Origin of the sequence: Erythrobacter sp. HKB08 (genome assembly GCF_004114695.1) — a bacterium.
Classification (GTDB): domain Bacteria; phylum Pseudomonadota; class Alphaproteobacteria; order Sphingomonadales; family Sphingomonadaceae; genus Parerythrobacter_A.
Map to the genome: position 1 here is coordinate 596170 of NZ_CP035310.1, position 16174 is coordinate 612343.

Here is a 16174-nt window from a genome sequence, read left to right on the forward strand (position 1 = left end):
GCAGAGACACTTGACATAAGCGGCCCGCGAACCGAAACCCCGCGCGCATTCCGGCCCGGACATGACGTCCGGACCCAGTCGCGCCAGTTTTGCACGGATCGGGCCTTTTTCAGACATGAAGATCATTCGCAGCGAGTCTTTTGCCGCTGTTCGCCATGGCTGGGTCGCACTGGCTTTGTTCGCGGCGGTCGTCGCCGTCTTCGGCGGTAGCTCGCGCTTCGACGCGATCCAGCTGGCCGCCCTGCGCCCGCTTGCGGCGCTGTTCCTGATCCCGGCGATCTATTTCTTCGCGCGCGACCGCGTGGCCGATTTTCGCACGCCGCTGGTCCTGCTCTTGTTGCTCGCCGGGTGGATGGCGGTGCAGCTGATCCCGCTGCCGCCGGGCATTTGGCAGTCCCTGCCGGGCCGCGGTCCGGAGGCCGAGATGGGCGCAGCGCTCGGCATGAACGATATCTGGCGGCCGATCTCCATGGTCCCCTCGCGCACGCTCAATGCGCTGGCGAGCCTTATCGTGCCGATAACCGGCTTCCTCCTCGTCGCGTCGCTCGGCGCGAACAGGCGCACGCTGATCCTGCTGATCGTCGCGATCGGTTCGGCCAATGCCGCGCTCGGCCTGCTGCAGATCGTCGGCGGCAATCCCGACCCGCTCTATTTCTACGAGATCACCAACCGCGGTTCTCCGGTCGGCTTCTTCGCCAACCACAACCATTCCGCCGTATTGTCCGCGCTGACCCTCGTCGCGATCGCCTACAGCATCGCAATGCCGGAAATGGGTTTCAGCGAGGCGCTGCCCCGCATCGGCCTCGGCGCGCTGTTCCTGCTGGTCCTGCTCGCCGCGCTGGTGGGCGGTTCGCGTGCCGGCCTGCTGACCATGGTCCTGGCGCTGCTGGCGAGCGGTTTCCTGCTGTGGCTCGCAGTGCGGGTTTTCGCGCACAAGCGCATCCGTCACGGCGGGCAAACCGAAATCCGCCTCAAGGCGCACTGGATCCTGGCGCTCGCGGCAGTCGCGATCGTCGGCATCGTCGCAGTGTTTATCAGTGCGGATCGCATTCCGGCGCTGGAGCGCGTCGCGGCATCGGGATCGTTCGAGGACCTGCGCTGGGGCCTGCTCCCGACGCTCGGCACGATGATCCTGTCCTACGGCCTGCTCGGCAGCGGGTTCGGATCGTTCGAGGAAGTCTATCACATCCACGAACCCGACAGCCTGATGATCTCGTCCTACGTCAACATGGCGCATAACGACTGGGCCCAGCTGCTGATCGAGGGCGGCATTCCGGCCATTGCGATCCTCGTCGCCTTCTGCCTCTGGCTCTTCCGCACGCTTGCCTCGACGCCGTGGAGCGGACCGGCAGGTTTCGGGCGGCTGGTCTTCTGGCTGAGCGTCGGCGCGATCATCGCATTCGGAAGCCTGGTCGACTATCCGCTGCGCGCGCCGCTGTTCCAGCTGGTCGCGGTCTGGCTCGTCGCGCTGCTGTGCGTGGAGCGAGCCACTTTCAGGGACGGGCGCTAGGGACGCCTCGCGCCGCTACGGCGGCATGCCACGAACAGGGCAGGGCGCTGCTCTGGAAAAACATCTTTGACTATGCCAAGCCGACGGTTAAGGCCGCACGGGAACGGGATTTGAAGGGTCCGATGACGAGATTTACCAGCAAGTTGATTGCCGCCTTTGCGCTGGCAACGGTCCTGACGGGCTGTGCCAAGGACCGCAGTTTCGGCATGTCTCCCGATATCGAGGTCGCACAGCTCACCGAACTGCCCGCGCCGGCAGGGGTGACCGCCTATACGGTCGGCTCGCAGGAGCGGATCGAAGTGACCGTGCTCGATGCTGAGCGCCTGAGCGGCACTTACCTGACCGATGCCGAAGGCTACATCGCCTTCCCGCTCGTCGGCGACCTCTATGTCGGCGGCAAGACGCCCAACCAGGTCGCGCAGATGATCGCGGACCGGCTGCGCGGCGAATACATCGTCAATCCGCAAGTGCGCGTGCGCCCGGCCGAACTGCCCGTCCCGTCGGTTTCGATCGGCGGCGAGGTGGAGCAGCCCGGCACTTATCCGGCAGCGACCTCGCAGTCGCTCATTCGCGCGATCAACAATGCCGGCGGCCTGGCGGAATACGCAAAGTCGGACGACGTGCTGATCATGCGCGTCGTCGAGGGGCAGCGTTACATCGGGGTCTACAACATCGAAGGCATCCAGCGGGGCAATTACGCCGATCCGCTGATCTATCCGGGCGATATCGTCACCGTCGGCGATTCCCCTTCGCGGCGCACGCTGGATACAATCCTCCAGTTCATCCCGCTGCTTTCGACCAGTGCGATCCTGATCGATCGCACATTCAACTGATCGCGAGGGGTCCATGAACGCGAACACCACCACCGGCGATTACCCGGTCGTAAATCCCGCCCACGAAGGGCCGGGAAGCGATTTCTTCGGGCTCGACCTGGAACGCTTCTACATCCAGGCGCTCAACCTGAAGTACTGGATCCTCGGCATTCTCGCGCTTGGCCTGCTGGCCGGCGTGGTCGCAACCCTGCTGGCCACCAATCTCTACCGCTCGACCGCGCGGATCGAGATTTCGCGCGTGGTATCGAATGTTACCGATGCCGAACCGATCGAAATCGAGGGTCGCGGCGCGGACATCCAGTATTTCAACACGCAGTACGAACTGCTGGAATCGAAATTCCTCGCACAGCGCGTGATCGATGCCGGCAACCTCTCGCGTGACGAGGAATTCCTCACCGCTTTCGGTCTCGACGGCGGCGGTGAAGTGTCCGAGAGGCAGATCGAGCGGATCCTCCTGTCCAACGTGACGATCGACCCGGTCCCGAACTCTAGCCTCGTCGACATTCGTTTCTCCAGCCCGAGCCGCGCGGTTTCGGCCACGCTTGCGAACCTCTGGGCGCAGGAGTTCCTGCAGGCGAACTACGAGAAGCGCTTCGGAGCGAATATCGAAGCGCGCGAATTCCTCGAAGAACAGATCGAGGAACTGCGCGAGCGGCTGGCGCTGTCCGAGAAGGAATTGATTGATTACGCGAACGCCAACGAGATCGTCATTCTCGAGGCGAACCCGGATGGCGAAGGTTCCGAGACTGCCAGCAGCACGCTGGTCGGCGCGGAGCTCGCCTCGCTCAACCAGGCTCTCGCCGAAGCGACCGCCCAGCGCATCCAGGCGCAGGCTGCGCTGCGTGCCGGTGCGCGAAACGAATCCGGGGCCCAGGCGACTGCCGCCCTGCGTTCGCGCCTTGCCGAAGCACAGGCCCAGCTCGCCGAACTGCGCGCGAAATTCGGCCCCGGCTATCCCGAGATCAAGGCGAAGGAAGCCGAAGTCGCATCGCTGCGCGAAGCACTGAGCGGCGAAAGCGCGATCGACAACCAGGACGTCCAGGCCGCCTTCCGCAAGGCATCGCTGCAGGAACAGCAGCTGCGTGAACGGCTGAACCAGGTGAAGGGCACCTTCCTCGGACAGCAGAACCAGTCGATCCAGTACGGCATCCTCAAGCGCGAGGTCGATACCAACCGCCAGCTCTACGAAGCTCTCCTGCAGCGCTTCAAGGAGCTGGAAGCTGCCGGTGCGGGCAAGAACAACATGACGTTGATCGACGCGGCCGAACCGGCCGGCGCGCCCTATTCGCCTTCGCTGATCCGCAACCTGCTCGCCGGCCTCGTGGTCGCGCTGCTTGCCGCGATTGCCCTCGTCTACCTGCGGGAGACGATGGACCAGACGGTGCGCGATCCCAACGACGTGCGCCGCCGCCTCGGCCTCGCGCCGATCGGGCTCATCCCGCGCGTCGAGGGTGGCGATATCGTCGAGGATCTCGAACAGCGCAGTTCGGAACTGTCGGAGGCCTATGCCGCCGCACGCACGAACCTCGCTTTCCTCACGCCGAACGGTGCGCCGCGCGCGATCATGCTGACCTCGACCCGCCCGAACGAGGGCAAGTCGATTTCGGCCGTGGCACTCGCGCGCAGCTTCGCCCAGCTCGGCAAGCGCGTGCTGCTGATCGACGCCGACCTTCGCCATTCGGGCCTGTCGGACTTCATTGGTATCGATGCCGACCCCAAGCATGGCCTGAGCGCTGTGCTGTCGGGCAACAATGGCGACCTCAAGTCCTCGATCATCCCAATCGAGCCGCACGGGTTCGACTTGCTGCCGACCGGTCACAAGCCGCCGAACCCGGTCGAGCTGCTGGCAACCGATCGCCTCGCCCAGGTCGTGCGCGAAGCGGGCCAGCACTACGACCAGGTCCTCGTCGACGGTGCCCCGGTCCTCGGCCTTGCCGATGCGCTGGAAGTGTCGAAGGCAGTCGAAGGCGTGATCTACGTCGTCGAATCGAACGGCGTGAACATGCGCGCGATCGAAAACGCCCTGTCGCGCCTGCGCTCTGCCAATGCGACCGTCTTCGGCGCGCTGGTGACCAAGCTCGACCAACGCAACTCGACCTATGGCTACGGCTATGGCTACGGTTACGGCTACGGATATGGCGATGGCGAGGCCGACGAAAAGCCGGCGTAAGCGCGGGCCGAGCATTGCCGATCCGGCACGTGCGATCGTCGCCGTGCTGGCCGGCCTGCTCATTGCGGCCCTGCTTGCCCTGCAATCGATCAGCAGTGTCACGACGCGGCGTGCGCCCGACCTTGCCGTCTCGCTCATGCCGCTCAACGGCCTCGCGAAAGAGCAGCTCGCAGCGCGCCAGTTTACCGGCGGGGTGACGAAAGCGGACGAGGTCGTGCCCTCGGCCAAGGCCGCTACGCCGAGCGCGAGCGGAGCATTCGCCGGTGAGGCGCTGACGCCCAAGGCGATCGCGATCCTCGCGCTTGCCAGTGCCGACCCGGCGCAGCGCGACCGTATCCTTGCCGCTGCCACCAGCCTCAACCGCCGCGACCTGTTGCTGCAAGGCCTCGTTCTCGAAGAGCAGGTGAAGGCGCGCGACTATGCCGGTTCGCTGGCTACGCTCGACCGGCTGATGCGCGTCCATCCCGAACAGAAGCCTGCGCTGTTCCCGCTGCTGCAGCGCGCGCTGTCGGAAGACGACGCCATTCCCGCCTTTGCCGAAATCCTCGACGGGAGTTCGGACTGGCATGACGATTTCCTCGAGTTCGCAGTGCGCGATCCCGCTTCGCTTGCCGGGCTCGCCAGCCTTCGCGAGAGCGGCGATGTCGGCAGCGAGGAATTCGAGCGCCGCCTGATCCAGGGCCTCGCCGACAATGGGCAGGTCGACCGTGCCTATTCGCTGTTCCAGCTCGCCAGCGGGAAGAGCGCGGCACGCGGCACTGCCGGTCCGATCGACTGGCAGGCCGACTACGCCCCGTTCGACTGGCGCTTCGCCGACGAAGGCGGTTTCCGCGCCCAGCAGGGCCGGTTCGAGGAGCAGGCCGAAATCTACGTTCGCGGCGGCAAGGGCGGCCTGATCGCCGATCGCCTGATCCGCGCGCCCGCCGGCCGCTTCGCCATTCGCGCGACGCACCGCATCCAGCCGGTCGACCAGGTGCGCGACGTGCGCCTCCAGCTGCGCTGTGCCGGGAGCGAGACGCCCTTCTTCGACGAGCGTTTCGGGCGCGGGGAGAACCTGTTCGAAGTGGGCAGCGCGCCTGCCGGCTGCGAATTCATGAGCGTCGGCATCCAGGCGCGTGCCTGGTCGGGTCGCTCCGCGCTTCGCGGAACGATCGACCGGCTCGAAATCGTGACACTGGCGGCGCGGCCCGAACCGGCTGCAGCTGAAACCGAAGAGGCGTCCGGGGACGAGTAAGCCCGGCGAACGGGTGCCGCGCTAGTCGAGCGCGATGTCCGGCGCGTCTTCCTGCTTCATGCCGACGACGTGGTAGCCCGCATCGACATGGTGCGTCTCGCCCGTCACGCCCGAGCTCAGTTCGGACAGGAAATAGAGGCCCGAGCCGCCGACATCGTCGATCGTGATATTGCGCCGTAGCGGCGAATTCAGCTCGTTCCACTTGAGGATGTAGCGGAAGTCGCCGATCCCGCTCGCCGCGAGCGTCTTGACCGGTCCGGCACTGATCGCGTTCACGCGGATGTTCTGCGGGCCGAGGTCGTTGGCGAGATATTTCACGCTGGTCTCGAGCGCCGCCTTGGCGACCCCCATGACGTTGTAGTGCGGGATGACCTTCTCCGCGCCGTAATAGGTCAGCGTCAGGATCGACCCGCCTTCCGGCATCATCGCCGCCGCACGCTGCGCGACCGCGACGAGGCTGTAGGCCGAGATGTTCATCGTCATCAGGAAGTTGTCGAGGCTGGTGTCGACATATTTGCCGCGCAGTTCGTTCTTGTCGGAAAAGCCGATCGCGTGGACGACGAAATCGATCGTCTCCCAGCGCGCCTTGAGCGTTTCGAAAGCCTCGTCGAGCGCGGCCATGTCCGACACGTCGCAAGGGAAGGTAAAGTCAGAACCGAGCTGCTCGGCCAGCGGCTTCACGCGCTTCGCCAGCGCATCGCCCTGGTAGGTGAAAGCCAGCTCCGCGCCATGTTCGGCGAGCTGCTTGGCGATACCCCAGGCGAGGGACTTGTCGTTCGCGAGGCCCATGATCAGGCCGCGTTTTCCTTGCATCAGACCGCTCATGGGTCGTCCTCCTCGTTATCCGCGTCTTCGGCCGCCTCCTCTTCGGGGGTCACGGCGAGCGCGGCATTCAATTCTGCTCCGACGACCATCCCTAAGCCGACCAGCCAGAAAAAGAAAAGCGCGATCATGATGCCGGCGAGGCTGCCGTAGGTCAGGTCGTAGGTGAAGAACTGCCGCAGGACCGGCGGCATGGCGATGGTCACCGCCGCCCACCACAGCGCGACCAGCAGCGCCCCCGGCCATTTCGGGTAGCGGCGATGGCGATAGGCGCTTGGCGTCAGCGTGTAGAAGAGCAGGTAGATCGAGATGAAAATGCCGACCGCGGTGACGATATGCGACAACGAGAGGTGCGGCAGGGATTCGTCGAGCCTGGGCAGGAATGCATCGATGAACTGCTGGAGGGTCGAGATGACCACCTGGCCGAGCAGGCTGACGATCAGCAGGATCACCGCAGCGATGATCATCACGAAGGAGAACAGGCGATAGCGCCAGAAGGCGAGCGTCGCCTCGGTGCCGTATGCCCGGCGCAGGATCTCGCGGATGGTCTCGATCAGGCTGGAGACGGTCCACAGCCCGACCCCGGCGCCGACCCACAGCAGCCAGCCGCTGCGCGCATCGATCACATTGAGCGCAACCGGCTCGATCACGTTCGCGACCATCGGCGGCAGGGCGGAGAGAACCGCCGTCACGGTTGCCGCGCGCTCGTAATCCTCGCCGATCAGCGAGACGATGGCCGAACCGAGGATGAAGAAGGGAAAGATCGCGAGGATCGCCATGTAGGCAAGGTTGCCCGCATGGATGAAACCGTCGTTATACGAGCCGACCAGCGTGCGCTTGACGACTTCGAAGAAGCGGGTGCCCGGCCCGATCCGGTGATTGACGTGATGGGCGAGGGTGCGCGCTTCCTTGCGGCGTGCTTCAGGGGACAGCGAATGGACCAGCCGTTCTTCCGGTTCTCCCGGATGTTGGTCGCTCACGTATCTACACCCCGAGCTTGCTGCGTGGTTCGCCCTCGTCCTTCCACCCTTCGAGCCGCTTGGCAAGCGCTTCGAGGTCCTCGGGAAGCTGGATTTCCAGCGTCACCAGCTGGTCGCCGCGCGACCCGTCCTTCTTGGAAAAGCCCTTGCCTTTGAGGCGCATGACCGTCCCGCCATGCGTGCCGGGCTTGATCGTCAGCATCACCGTGCCATCGACGGTCGGGCATTTGACCTTCGCCCCGTTCACCGCCTCGTCGAGCGTGATCGGCAGGTCCATGCGCACGTCGTGGCCGTCGCGCTGGAAGAACTTGTGGCGATCGACCGCGATGGTGACGATGCCGTCGCCCGCGCCGCCCGGCCCCTGCTCGCCCTTGCCCTTGAGGCGCATCTGCGTGCCGTCCTCGACCCCGGCGGGAAGCTTGAGATCGATCGTCTTGCCGTCGGCGAGGGTGATGCGCTGGTCCGCGCGCGTCGCCGCCTCGACGAATGGCACGCGCAGGCGATAGGCGATGTCGGCACCTTTTCGCGGGGGAGGCGGGCGGCGCTGCTGGCCGAAACCGCCTGCAGGACCGCCGCGGCGCGCACCCCCGCCGCCGAACAGCCCGTCGAAAATATCGCCGAGGTCGAGCCCCTCGTTGCCGAAGCCCTCGAAATCCTGCGCGCGGTAGCCACGCTGGCCCGCGCCGCCGAATCCGCCGCCCATCCCGGCGAAGGGATTGGCCGGATTGCCCTCGGCATCGATCTCGCCGCGATCGAACTGGGCGCGCTTGTCCTTGTCGCTCAGCAGGTCGTAGGCGTTGGTGACTTCGCTGAAGCGCTCGGCCGCCTTGGGGTTGTCCTTGTTGCGGTCCGGATGGAGCTCCTTCGCCAGCTTGCGATAGGCGCTCTTGATCTCCTGCTCGGAGGCCGTGCGTGAAACGCCAAGAGTTGCATAGGGATCGCTCATGGCGTGTTAGCTAGGTGCTACAGTCTTTTCGCGCAAGCCGGATAGGCTTTGCACCGTGCGCGCTCGCGGGTAGGGGAGGCGCATGGCCGACCGTATTCCCGACGATCCCGCGCTCACCGAAAGCGCCATCCCCGCCTCCGATCCCTTCGCGATATTCGAAGAATGGTTCGCCGAGGCGCAGGATAGCGAGCCGAACGATCCCAATGCCATGGCGCTGGCGACCGCAACGCCGGAAGGCGCGCCATCGGTGCGCATGGTGCTTTTGAAGGGACACGGGCCGGATGGCTTCGTGTTCTACACCAACGCCCAAAGCCGCAAGGGGGGCGAGATCCGCGCCAACATGCAGGCCGCGCTCCTCTTCCACTGGAAGAGCCTGCGCCGCCAGATCCGCATCGAAGGCCCGCTCGAGGAAGTGAGCGCGCAGATGGCGGATGACTATTTCCATTCGCGCCCGCGCAAGTCGCAGGTCGCCTCGGCGGCGAGCGACCAGTCGCGTCCGCTCGATGACCGGCAGGTCTATTACGACCGCGTCGCGCAGGTCGAAGCCGAATATCCCGAGGGCGACATCCCGCGCCCGTCGCATTGGACGGGCTTCCGCCTGCGCCCCACTGCCATCGAATTCTGGCTCGACCGTCCGGGCCGGATGCACGACCGCCGCCGCTTCACCCTGTCGGGCGCGGCGGATGCGCTCGAATGGGACAGCACGCTGCTCTATCCATGAGCGAGAACCGCACCTGGCTGGCCAAGAGCGCTGCGGCCGCGTCGATCGTCACGGCGCTGTTCCTCATCGCTCTCAAGGCATGGGCGAGCGTGGAGACCGGCTCGACCGCCATGCTCGGCAGCCTTGCCGACAGCGCGCTCGACCTCATCGCCAGCATCGCGACTTTCATCGGCGTGTGGATCGCAGCGCAGCCGGCGGACGAAGACCACCGATTCGGCCATGGCAAGGCGGAATCGCTTTCGGCCATGTTCCAGGTCATGCTGATCGCGCTGTCTGCGGCAGGCATCGGTTTTCGCGCAGTGCTCCAGCTTGCCGAGGGCAACCGGACGAGCGCTGCCGAAGAAGGCATCGCGGTCTCGACCATCGCCATCGTCGCGACACTCGCGCTGCTGGCGTGGCAGAATTACGTTATCCGCCGCACGCGCTCGGTCGCGATCAGCGCGGACCATGTGCACTACCAGTCGGACCTGCTGCTCAACCTTGCGGTCATCGCGGCGCTCGCGCTCGACCAGTATGCGGGCTGGAAACAGGCCGACCCGATCTTCGGCCTCGCGATTGCGGCATGGCTCCTGTGGGGAGCATGGCGCGCTGCGAGCGAGGCGATCGACCATTTGATGGACCGCGAATGGCCGGAAGAGAAGCGCCAGCGCTTCGTCGAGCTGGCCGCGAAGCATCCGGAGCTTTCAAACCTCCACGACCTGCGCACCCGCACCAGCGGAACGCATGACTTCGTCCAGTTCCACGTCGACATGCCGGGCGACATGACGGTCGAGCAGGCGCACGACATCATCGAGCGGGTCGAGGCCGACCTGATGCAGCATTTCCCGCAGATGGAACTGCTCATCCACATCGACCCGGAAGGCCATGTCGACGAGCCGGACAATCCGCTCGCCGAGCAGGACGAATTCGAGAAACTGGAGAAGGGCGAATGAACCTACCCTACTGGCATGTCGACGCCTTCGCCGACGCCCCGTTCAAGGGCAACCAGGCGGCGGTCATGCCGCTCGAGGAATGGCTGCCCGACGATGTGCTGCAGGCGATCGGCGAGGAGAACAATTTCGCCGAGACCGCTTTCGTCGTGAAGGACGCGACCGGCGAGGCGGACTGGGAACTGCGCTGGTTCACCCCGACCTGCGAGATTCGCCTGTGCGGCCATGCCACGCTCGCTTCGGGCCATGTGCTGCTCGGGCGCGATGGCGGAGAGCGAGTGACGTTCCGCACGCGAAAGGTGGGCATCCTCGAAGTGCGGCGCAGCGATGCCGGCTACGAGCTTGCCCTGCCGGCCATCCCGACGACGCGCGGCGAATGGCCCGAAGCGGTCGCACTGCTGGGCGACGAGCCGCTCGAGGTGTGGCGCAATCCCGATGGCTACGATATCTTCCTGTTCGGCAGCGAAGCGCAGGTGCGCAGCCTCGATCCCGACGTGCGCGGTCTCGAGAAGCTCGGCGACAACCAGTTCATCTGCACTGCGCCGGGCGAGGATTTCGATGTCGTAAGCCGCGTCTTCGTACCCGGCGGCGGGGTCGACGAGGACAGCGTCACGGGCTCGGCCCATGCGGTGCTGACCTATTTCTGGGCGAACCGGCTGGGGCGGGCGAGCTTTACCGCCCACCAGGCCTCGCAGCGCGGCGGCGACCTTTCCTGCCGGCTCGACGGGGACCGCGCATGGCTCGGCGGCCCCTGCGTCACCGTGATCGAGGGTAGCTTCTACCTCTAGGGGTAAAGCGCGAGCACGTCGGCTGCTTCCTGCAGCATGGCTTCGCGCTCCGGCGCATTAGAGTGGCCGAGCCGCACCAGCGTCAGCTTCTGTTCGGGCGAGACGATCACATACTGGCCCATGTGCCCGATCATCGCGAACACGCTCTGCGGCGCGCGGTCGGGGAAGAGCGGGTGGTTGTCGGTCAGTTCGGTCGGCCGGTTGAGCCACGTCTGGAAGCCGTAATGCGCCGAACGCGGGCTGGGCGTCGTCATCAGCTCGACCCACTTGCGCGGAAGGAGCTGCGAGCCGCGATAGGAACCCTTGTTGCGCAGCCAGTCGCCGAAACGCGCCCAGTCGCGCGCCGTCGCATGCATCAGGCTGCCGCCGATCAGCGTGCCGCTCGCATCGTATTCCGGAACCACCGATTCCATCGCCAGCGGGTCGAAGATGCGCGCGCGCAGATAGGTGTCGACTGCATTGCGGCGAATTTCCGGATCCTCGCTGCCGGTGAGCACGCGGGCCGCGATGTCGGCAAGGATGACGGTGGTGTTGCTCGAATATTCGAAGGTGGCACCCGGCTCTGATTCGAGCGGCTGCGAGGCGGCGAAATCCGCCATGTCGTCGCGCCCGTCGAGGAACAGCATGCGCACCTCGCTGCTGTCGTAGGGCGGGCTGCCCGCTTCGGTATGCTCCAGCCCGGAGCGCATCTGCAGCAGCTGGCGCAGCGTTATCTCGCCGCGCGGATCGCCCGGGCGCGACCAGCGCTCGATCGGCACCGATTCGTCGAGCCGCAGCCGCCCGTCGGCGACCAGCATGCCAATCATGGCGGCGGTGACGGTTTTCGCCATCGACCAGCTGACGAAGCGCGTGTCCGCGTCGTAGCCCGGCGCATAGCGTTCGGCGACGATCTCGCCGCCGCGCATGAGGATGACCGCGCGCGTTTCGCCGAGGCCTTCCTTGGTGAAAAGGTCGTCGATCTCGCGCGCCAGCCGGTCCTTCGGAGCGCCCGCATCCTCCGCCACGGCGGCCAGCGCCTCTTCGGTCAGCGGGGCGGGCTCGGTCGGTGCATCGCCGCAAGCGGCAAGGGCTGGAACGAGCACGGCGGCGGCGATAAGGGATGCGAAACGCGAAGGCATGGTCGCCTCACTCGCGCAAGGAAACGGGTATTTCAATGGCCAATAACGCGCGCAAGTCCGGGACGGGCAAATGGCTCTGGGCGATCGGCGGTGTCGCATTGCTGATCGGCGGCGGAGCTTGGGCCTATGGCGAGGAAATCGACGGGCAGGCGCAGGCCGGCACGGCCTATATGGCCCGCGTCGCCTGCTCGTGCCGCTTCGTCGGCGGGCGCAGCCTCGACGATTGCGAGAAGGACAAGCTCGACGGGATGGAGCTCATTACCCTGGTCGACGATGTCGAGGAAAAGAGCGTCACCGCGCGCTTCCCGCTCGTTGCCGCCAATACCGCGACCTATCGCGAGGGTTACGGCTGCGTGCTGGAGGAATGGCGGGACTGAGCGAGGCCGCTCAGGCTTCGACCCGTTCGGTCGTCTCGATCCAGCCGCCGCCGACGACGCGCTCGCCGGCATAGATCACCGCCGCCTGTCCGGGGCTGACGCCGTATTCCGGTTCCTCGAAGCGGATCACCGTGGTTGCGCCGTCGCCCAGCGGGCCGTCGAGCGTGACGGGGACGGGCTTCGCAAGGCTGCGCACCTTGGCGGTGAGCGGCGCGTCGGGCAGCGGACCGATGCGGTTGGTTTCGATGATGGTGGCCGATTTCACCGCGAGCATGCGGCGCGGACCCACGCGCACTTCGGCGCTCTCGGCATCGATGCCGAGGACGTAGAGCGGTTCGGGCTGCCCGCCGATCTCGAGGCCTTTGCGCTGGCCTACGGTGTAATGGATGATGCCCTTGTGCTCGCCCAGCGTTTCGCCGGTCGCCGCATGGACGATGGCGCCGGGGGTGCCGCCTTCGGGGCGCATTTTCTCGACGATCTTGGCATAATTGCCGTCGGGCACGAAGCAGATGTCCTGGCTGTCGGGCTTGGCCGCATTGCGCAGGCCCGCCTGCTCGGCCAGCTCGCGCACCTGCGTCTTGGGCATGCCGCCGAGCGGGAAGCGCAGGAAGTCGAGCTGCTCCTCGGTCGTCGCGTAGAGGAAGTAGGACTGGTCGCGCGTCGCATCGAGCGCGCGGTGCAGTTCCGGTCCGGCAGCACCCTTCACCCGGCGCACGTAGTGGCCGGTCGCAAGGCAATCCGCGCCCAGCTCGCGCGCCATGCGCAGCAGGTCGGTGAACTTGGGGCCCATGTTGCAGCGGATGCAGGGGACCGGCGTGCGCCCGGCGAGGTAATCGTCGGCGAACTGTTCGACCACTTCCTCGCGGAAGGCGCTTTCGTGATCGTAGACGTAATGCGCGATGCCCAGCCGGTCGGCCACTGCGCGCGCATCGGCAATGTCGTCGCCCGCGCAGCATGCGCCCTTGCGCCCCGTTGCCGCGCCGTAGTCGTAGAGCTGGAGGGTGATGCCGATCACCTCCGCCCCGCTGGCTGCGGCGAGCGCGGCCACGACCGAGCTGTCGACGCCGCCGGACATGGCGACGACGATGCGGCTTTCGCTTGCCGGGCGGGCAAGATCGAACAGCGCGCCCGTATCGAGCGAGGGATCGAACAGCGTGGTCGGGGACATGGGCGCGCCCTTTACACACAGTGCCGCCGGAATGCGAGTCTTGCGAGGTATTGAGGGCGGCGGCGCGCGTCCGGTAATCCTAACCCCGGGTAAAGCCGGAATTTACCCGATCTTGACCTGTCGCCTTTATCGGAGGGCGAATGATGGAACACGCTCCCTTTGTTTCGGCCGTGAAAGCCGATGCGGATTCGCAGGAATTGCGCCGCCTCGACTGGAACGAGCTGGTCGCGCGCTTCGCTGCCGCGAACGAGCTGCGCCACACGTTGCGGGGGTCGCGTCGCGGCTCCGCACGGGTCGGCGATGGCAGTTTCGCACGGCTGGCGCAGGCCGGGAGCGGCACGGTTAACCTGTCTGAGGGCGGCGTTAACCATTCCGATTTAGCTCATGGCAAAACGCCGTCCCCCAATATCAAGTCCGACGCGCTGCCGAGCGGCACGAGCGCGGAAACCGGCGATAGAGAGTGCAAATGATCGAGAACCAGAAAATCCGCCCCGCACAGGTAATCGGCCCGCTCGGCGAACCGCTGACGCTGGACGATCTTCCCTCGCCGAAGACCAAGCGCTGGGTCGTGCGCCGCAAGGCCGAGGTCGTCGCTGCCGTCAACGGCGGATTGCTGACGATCGACGAAGTGCTCGAGCGCTATGGCCTCACGCTGGAGGAATTCGCTTCCTGGCAGCGCGCGGTCGACCGTTCCGGCATGCAGGGCCTGCGCGTCACGCGCATCCAGCACTACCGCGATCTCTACGAGCGCCAGCTCAAGTACTGAGTGCCGCCTGATCGGCCTGTCCACAGGGCAGGCTGACAATTCCCCTACGAAATCCTATCCCTTTGCAACCGATCGCCAACCAGGCGGGGGAACCGGTTTGCCCGGCGGAACGTTATTCTTCTGCCGGCTTCCGGCGCTAAAGGAGGAATAACAATGGGTTGGATTGCTACCATCATTCTCGGCGGCATCGCCGGCTGGCTTGCAAGCATCGTGATGAACCGCGATGCCTCCATGGGGATTTTCTGGAATATCATCGTCGGCGTGATCGGCGGCCTGATCGGCAGTGCGATCGGTAACGTCACCGGCTTCCTGACCGACGATGCAGGTTGGATCATGTATCTCATCACCGCATTCGTCGGCGCAATCGTGCTGCTGGCGGTGGCGAACATGGTCCAGCGCGGACGCGTTCGCTAAAACACTGCAATTATTGAACTACCGACGGGGCGGACCTTCCAGCAAGGTCCGCCCCATCTCGTTTCGGGGAACCATTCGTCGTCCACAAAAGTCGTCTGTCGAGAGTGGATTTTCCCCTTAGCCCAGCATGTCTAAGCCTTCTTGCACGTGGTGACATAGGGGTGTAATACACCCTCAAGCCGCATCAAGGGGTAAGGCATGAATTACGAAACGACCGTGCGCGCCGACCACGGTTCTGCTCTCGATGTTGATAATGCGGACTTCGCCGAAGGCGAGGCGCCTTCGCGCACGAAGCGCAATGTCCTCATCGTGGTCGGGATCATCATCGCGCTCGCGGTGGCGATCGGCCTGTGGTTCTTCAACCAGAACGGCGAAGCTGGCACGGCCGCCATGGCCGACCGCGAAGAGCAGGCTCCGGCCATCACCGTCGTCTCCCCCGGCGCATCGACCATCGAAGGCACGATCACCGCGACCGGCACGCTTGCCGCCCGCCGCGAACTGCCCGTCGGCATCGCCGGCGAGGGTGGCCGCGTGGTCAGCGTCCCCGTCGATGCAGGCGACTGGGTTTCAGCAGGCCAGGTGCTTGCCGTCATCGATCGCTCCGTCCAGACCCAGCAGGCTGCCAGCGCTGCAGCGAATATCGAAGTCGCCCGCGCCGATGCGCAGCTTGCACAGAGCAATCTCGACCGTGCGCTCCAGCTGGTCGAGCGCGGCTTCATCTCGAAAGCCGACATCGACCGCCTGACCGCGACGCGTGATGCCGCAGCTGCCCGGGTCAAGGTCGCGCAGGCCCAGCTGTCCGAACTGCGCGCCCGCAATGCACGGCTCAATGTCGTTGCCCCGGCTTCCGGCCTCGTGCTCGAACGCAACGTCGAGCCGGGCCAGGTCGTTTCGGCCGGTTCCGGCCCGCTGTTCCGCATCGCGCGCGGCGGCGAGATGGAACTGATGGCCGAAGTTAGCGAAAACGAGCTCGCCCAGCTTTCGCCCGGCGTTCCGGCGACCATCGTTCCGGCAGGGACCGACAAGGAATTCACCGGCCAAATCTGGCAGCTTTCGCCGACGATCAATGCGCAGAGCCGCCAGGGCACGGCGCGCATCGCGCTGCCCTATGCGCCCGAACTGCGCCCGGGCGGTTTCGCCAGCGCGCGCATCAACAGCGGCACCATCGTCGCACCGATGTTGCCCGAAAGCGCGATCATGTCGGATGAGGAGGGCAGCTTCGTCTTCGTCGTCGACGGCGAGAACAAGGTCCAGCGGCGCGCGGTCAAGACCGGCATCGTGACGCTCAACGGCATCGCGATCACCGAAGGTCTGACCGGCGATGAACAGGTCGTGCTGCAGGCAGGCGGCTTCCTGACCGAAGGCGAGACCATCTCGCCGGTGAAGGCCGAGGAGTAA

The 16174-nt window shown here is 65.7% G+C and carries 17 protein-coding genes; 12 read left to right on the plus strand and 5 right to left on the minus strand.

Going from position 1 to position 16174, the window contains the following annotated elements; translation table 11 throughout:
* Positions 1–115: 115 nt before the first annotated feature.
* The 4 genes from EO245_RS02865 to EO245_RS02880 all read left to right on the plus strand — a co-directional run bounded on the left by EO245_RS02865 (position 116) and on the right by EO245_RS02880 (position 5747).
* A complete protein-coding gene (locus EO245_RS02865) occupies positions 116–1510 on the plus strand; it encodes an O-antigen ligase (RefSeq protein WP_164931249.1) in 1395 nt (464 codons plus the stop codon).
* Positions 1511–1632: 122 nt separating this feature from the next.
* A complete protein-coding gene (locus EO245_RS02870; RefSeq protein ID WP_128891517.1) occupies positions 1633–2343 on the plus strand; it encodes a polysaccharide biosynthesis/export family protein in 711 nt (236 codons plus the stop codon).
* 13 nt (positions 2344–2356) lie between these two features.
* A complete protein-coding gene (locus EO245_RS02875; protein WP_128891518.1) occupies positions 2357–4513 on the plus strand; it encodes a polysaccharide biosynthesis tyrosine autokinase in 2157 nt (718 codons plus the stop codon).
* Positions 4485–5747: a hypothetical protein gene (locus EO245_RS02880; RefSeq protein WP_128891519.1), complete on the plus strand. Its 1263-nt coding sequence runs from the start codon at positions 4485–4487 to the stop codon at positions 5745–5747. Before EO245_RS02875 ends, EO245_RS02880 begins: the two co-directional genes overlap by 29 nt.
* A 21-nt stretch (positions 5748–5768) precedes the next feature.
* Here the strand turns inward: EO245_RS02880 and fabI are convergent, their stop codons facing one another.
* From fabI to EO245_RS02895, 3 genes are read right to left on the minus strand one after another with little or no spacing between them, the layout of a single operon-like run.
* Positions 5769–6572, minus strand: coding sequence for an enoyl-ACP reductase FabI (gene fabI / locus EO245_RS02885; protein ID WP_128891520.1), 804 nt, complete (start codon positions 6570–6572; stop codon positions 5769–5771).
* Positions 6569–7549: a YihY/virulence factor BrkB family protein gene (locus EO245_RS02890; protein ID WP_128891521.1), complete on the minus strand. Its 981-nt coding sequence runs from the start codon at positions 7547–7549 to the stop codon at positions 6569–6571. The genes fabI and EO245_RS02890 overlap by 4 nt, the downstream gene beginning before the upstream one ends.
* 4 nt (positions 7550–7553) lie before the next feature.
* Entirely contained in the window at positions 7554–8495 is a 942-nt protein-coding gene (locus tag EO245_RS02895) for a DnaJ C-terminal domain-containing protein (RefSeq protein ID WP_128891522.1), read from the minus strand.
* An 82-nt stretch (positions 8496–8577) separates the two neighbouring features.
* On the opposite strand from EO245_RS02895, the gene pdxH reads away from it, so the two are divergent.
* Genes pdxH through EO245_RS02910 form a run of 3 tightly spaced genes read left to right on the plus strand, consistent with a single transcriptional unit; the run spans position 8578 to position 10933 of the window.
* Positions 8578–9216 carry a pyridoxamine 5'-phosphate oxidase gene (gene pdxH / locus EO245_RS02900; RefSeq protein WP_128891523.1) on the plus strand — a complete coding sequence of 213 codons (639 nt, stop codon included), beginning with the start codon at positions 8578–8580 and terminating at the stop codon, positions 9214–9216.
* Complete coding sequence (locus EO245_RS02905; protein ID WP_128891524.1) at positions 9213–10148, plus strand: cation diffusion facilitator family transporter; 936 nt, start codon at positions 9213–9215, stop codon at positions 10146–10148. The genes pdxH and EO245_RS02905 overlap by 4 nt, the downstream gene beginning before the upstream one ends.
* Positions 10145–10933, plus strand: a complete 789-nt coding sequence (locus EO245_RS02910) for a PhzF family phenazine biosynthesis protein (protein WP_128891525.1) — start codon at positions 10145–10147, stop codon at positions 10931–10933. Before EO245_RS02905 ends, EO245_RS02910 begins: the two co-directional genes overlap by 4 nt.
* Here EO245_RS02910 and EO245_RS02915 read toward each other — a convergent pair.
* Positions 10930–12051 carry a serine hydrolase gene (locus EO245_RS02915; protein ID WP_128891526.1) on the minus strand — a complete coding sequence of 374 codons (1122 nt, stop codon included), beginning with the start codon at positions 12049–12051 and terminating at the stop codon, positions 10930–10932. The two genes, EO245_RS02910 and EO245_RS02915, sit on opposite strands and share 4 nt — an antisense overlap.
* Positions 12052–12086: 35 nt before the next feature.
* On the opposite strand from EO245_RS02915, the gene EO245_RS02920 reads away from it, so the two are divergent.
* Positions 12087–12428, plus strand: coding sequence for a hypothetical protein (locus EO245_RS02920; protein ID WP_128891527.1), 342 nt, complete (start codon positions 12087–12089; stop codon positions 12426–12428).
* A 10-nt stretch (positions 12429–12438) separates the two neighbouring features.
* Here the strand turns inward: EO245_RS02920 and mnmA are convergent, their stop codons facing one another.
* The gene (mnmA, locus tag EO245_RS02925; protein ID WP_128891528.1) at positions 12439–13596 is read right to left on the minus strand and encodes a tRNA 2-thiouridine(34) synthase MnmA; all 1158 of its coding nucleotides are present in this window, start codon (positions 13594–13596) and stop codon (positions 12439–12441) included.
* A 140-nt stretch (positions 13597–13736) separates the two neighbouring features.
* Here mnmA and EO245_RS02930 point away from each other — a divergent pair, with 140 nt between their 5' ends.
* The 4 genes from EO245_RS02930 (at position 13737) to EO245_RS02945 (ending at position 16174) form a co-directional block, all read left to right on the plus strand.
* Positions 13737–14066, plus strand: a complete 330-nt coding sequence (locus tag EO245_RS02930) for a hypothetical protein (RefSeq protein ID WP_128891529.1) — start codon at positions 13737–13739, stop codon at positions 14064–14066.
* A complete protein-coding gene (locus EO245_RS02935) occupies positions 14063–14362 on the plus strand; it encodes a DUF1153 domain-containing protein (protein WP_128891530.1) in 300 nt (99 codons plus the stop codon). The genes EO245_RS02930 and EO245_RS02935 overlap by 4 nt, the downstream gene beginning before the upstream one ends.
* A gap of 153 nt (positions 14363–14515) precedes the next feature.
* Positions 14516–14776: a GlsB/YeaQ/YmgE family stress response membrane protein gene (locus tag EO245_RS02940; RefSeq protein WP_128891531.1), complete on the plus strand. Its 261-nt coding sequence runs from the start codon at positions 14516–14518 to the stop codon at positions 14774–14776.
* Positions 14777–14974: 198 nt separating this feature from the next.
* Entirely contained in the window at positions 14975–16174 is a 1200-nt protein-coding gene (locus EO245_RS02945; protein ID WP_128891532.1) for an efflux RND transporter periplasmic adaptor subunit, read from the plus strand.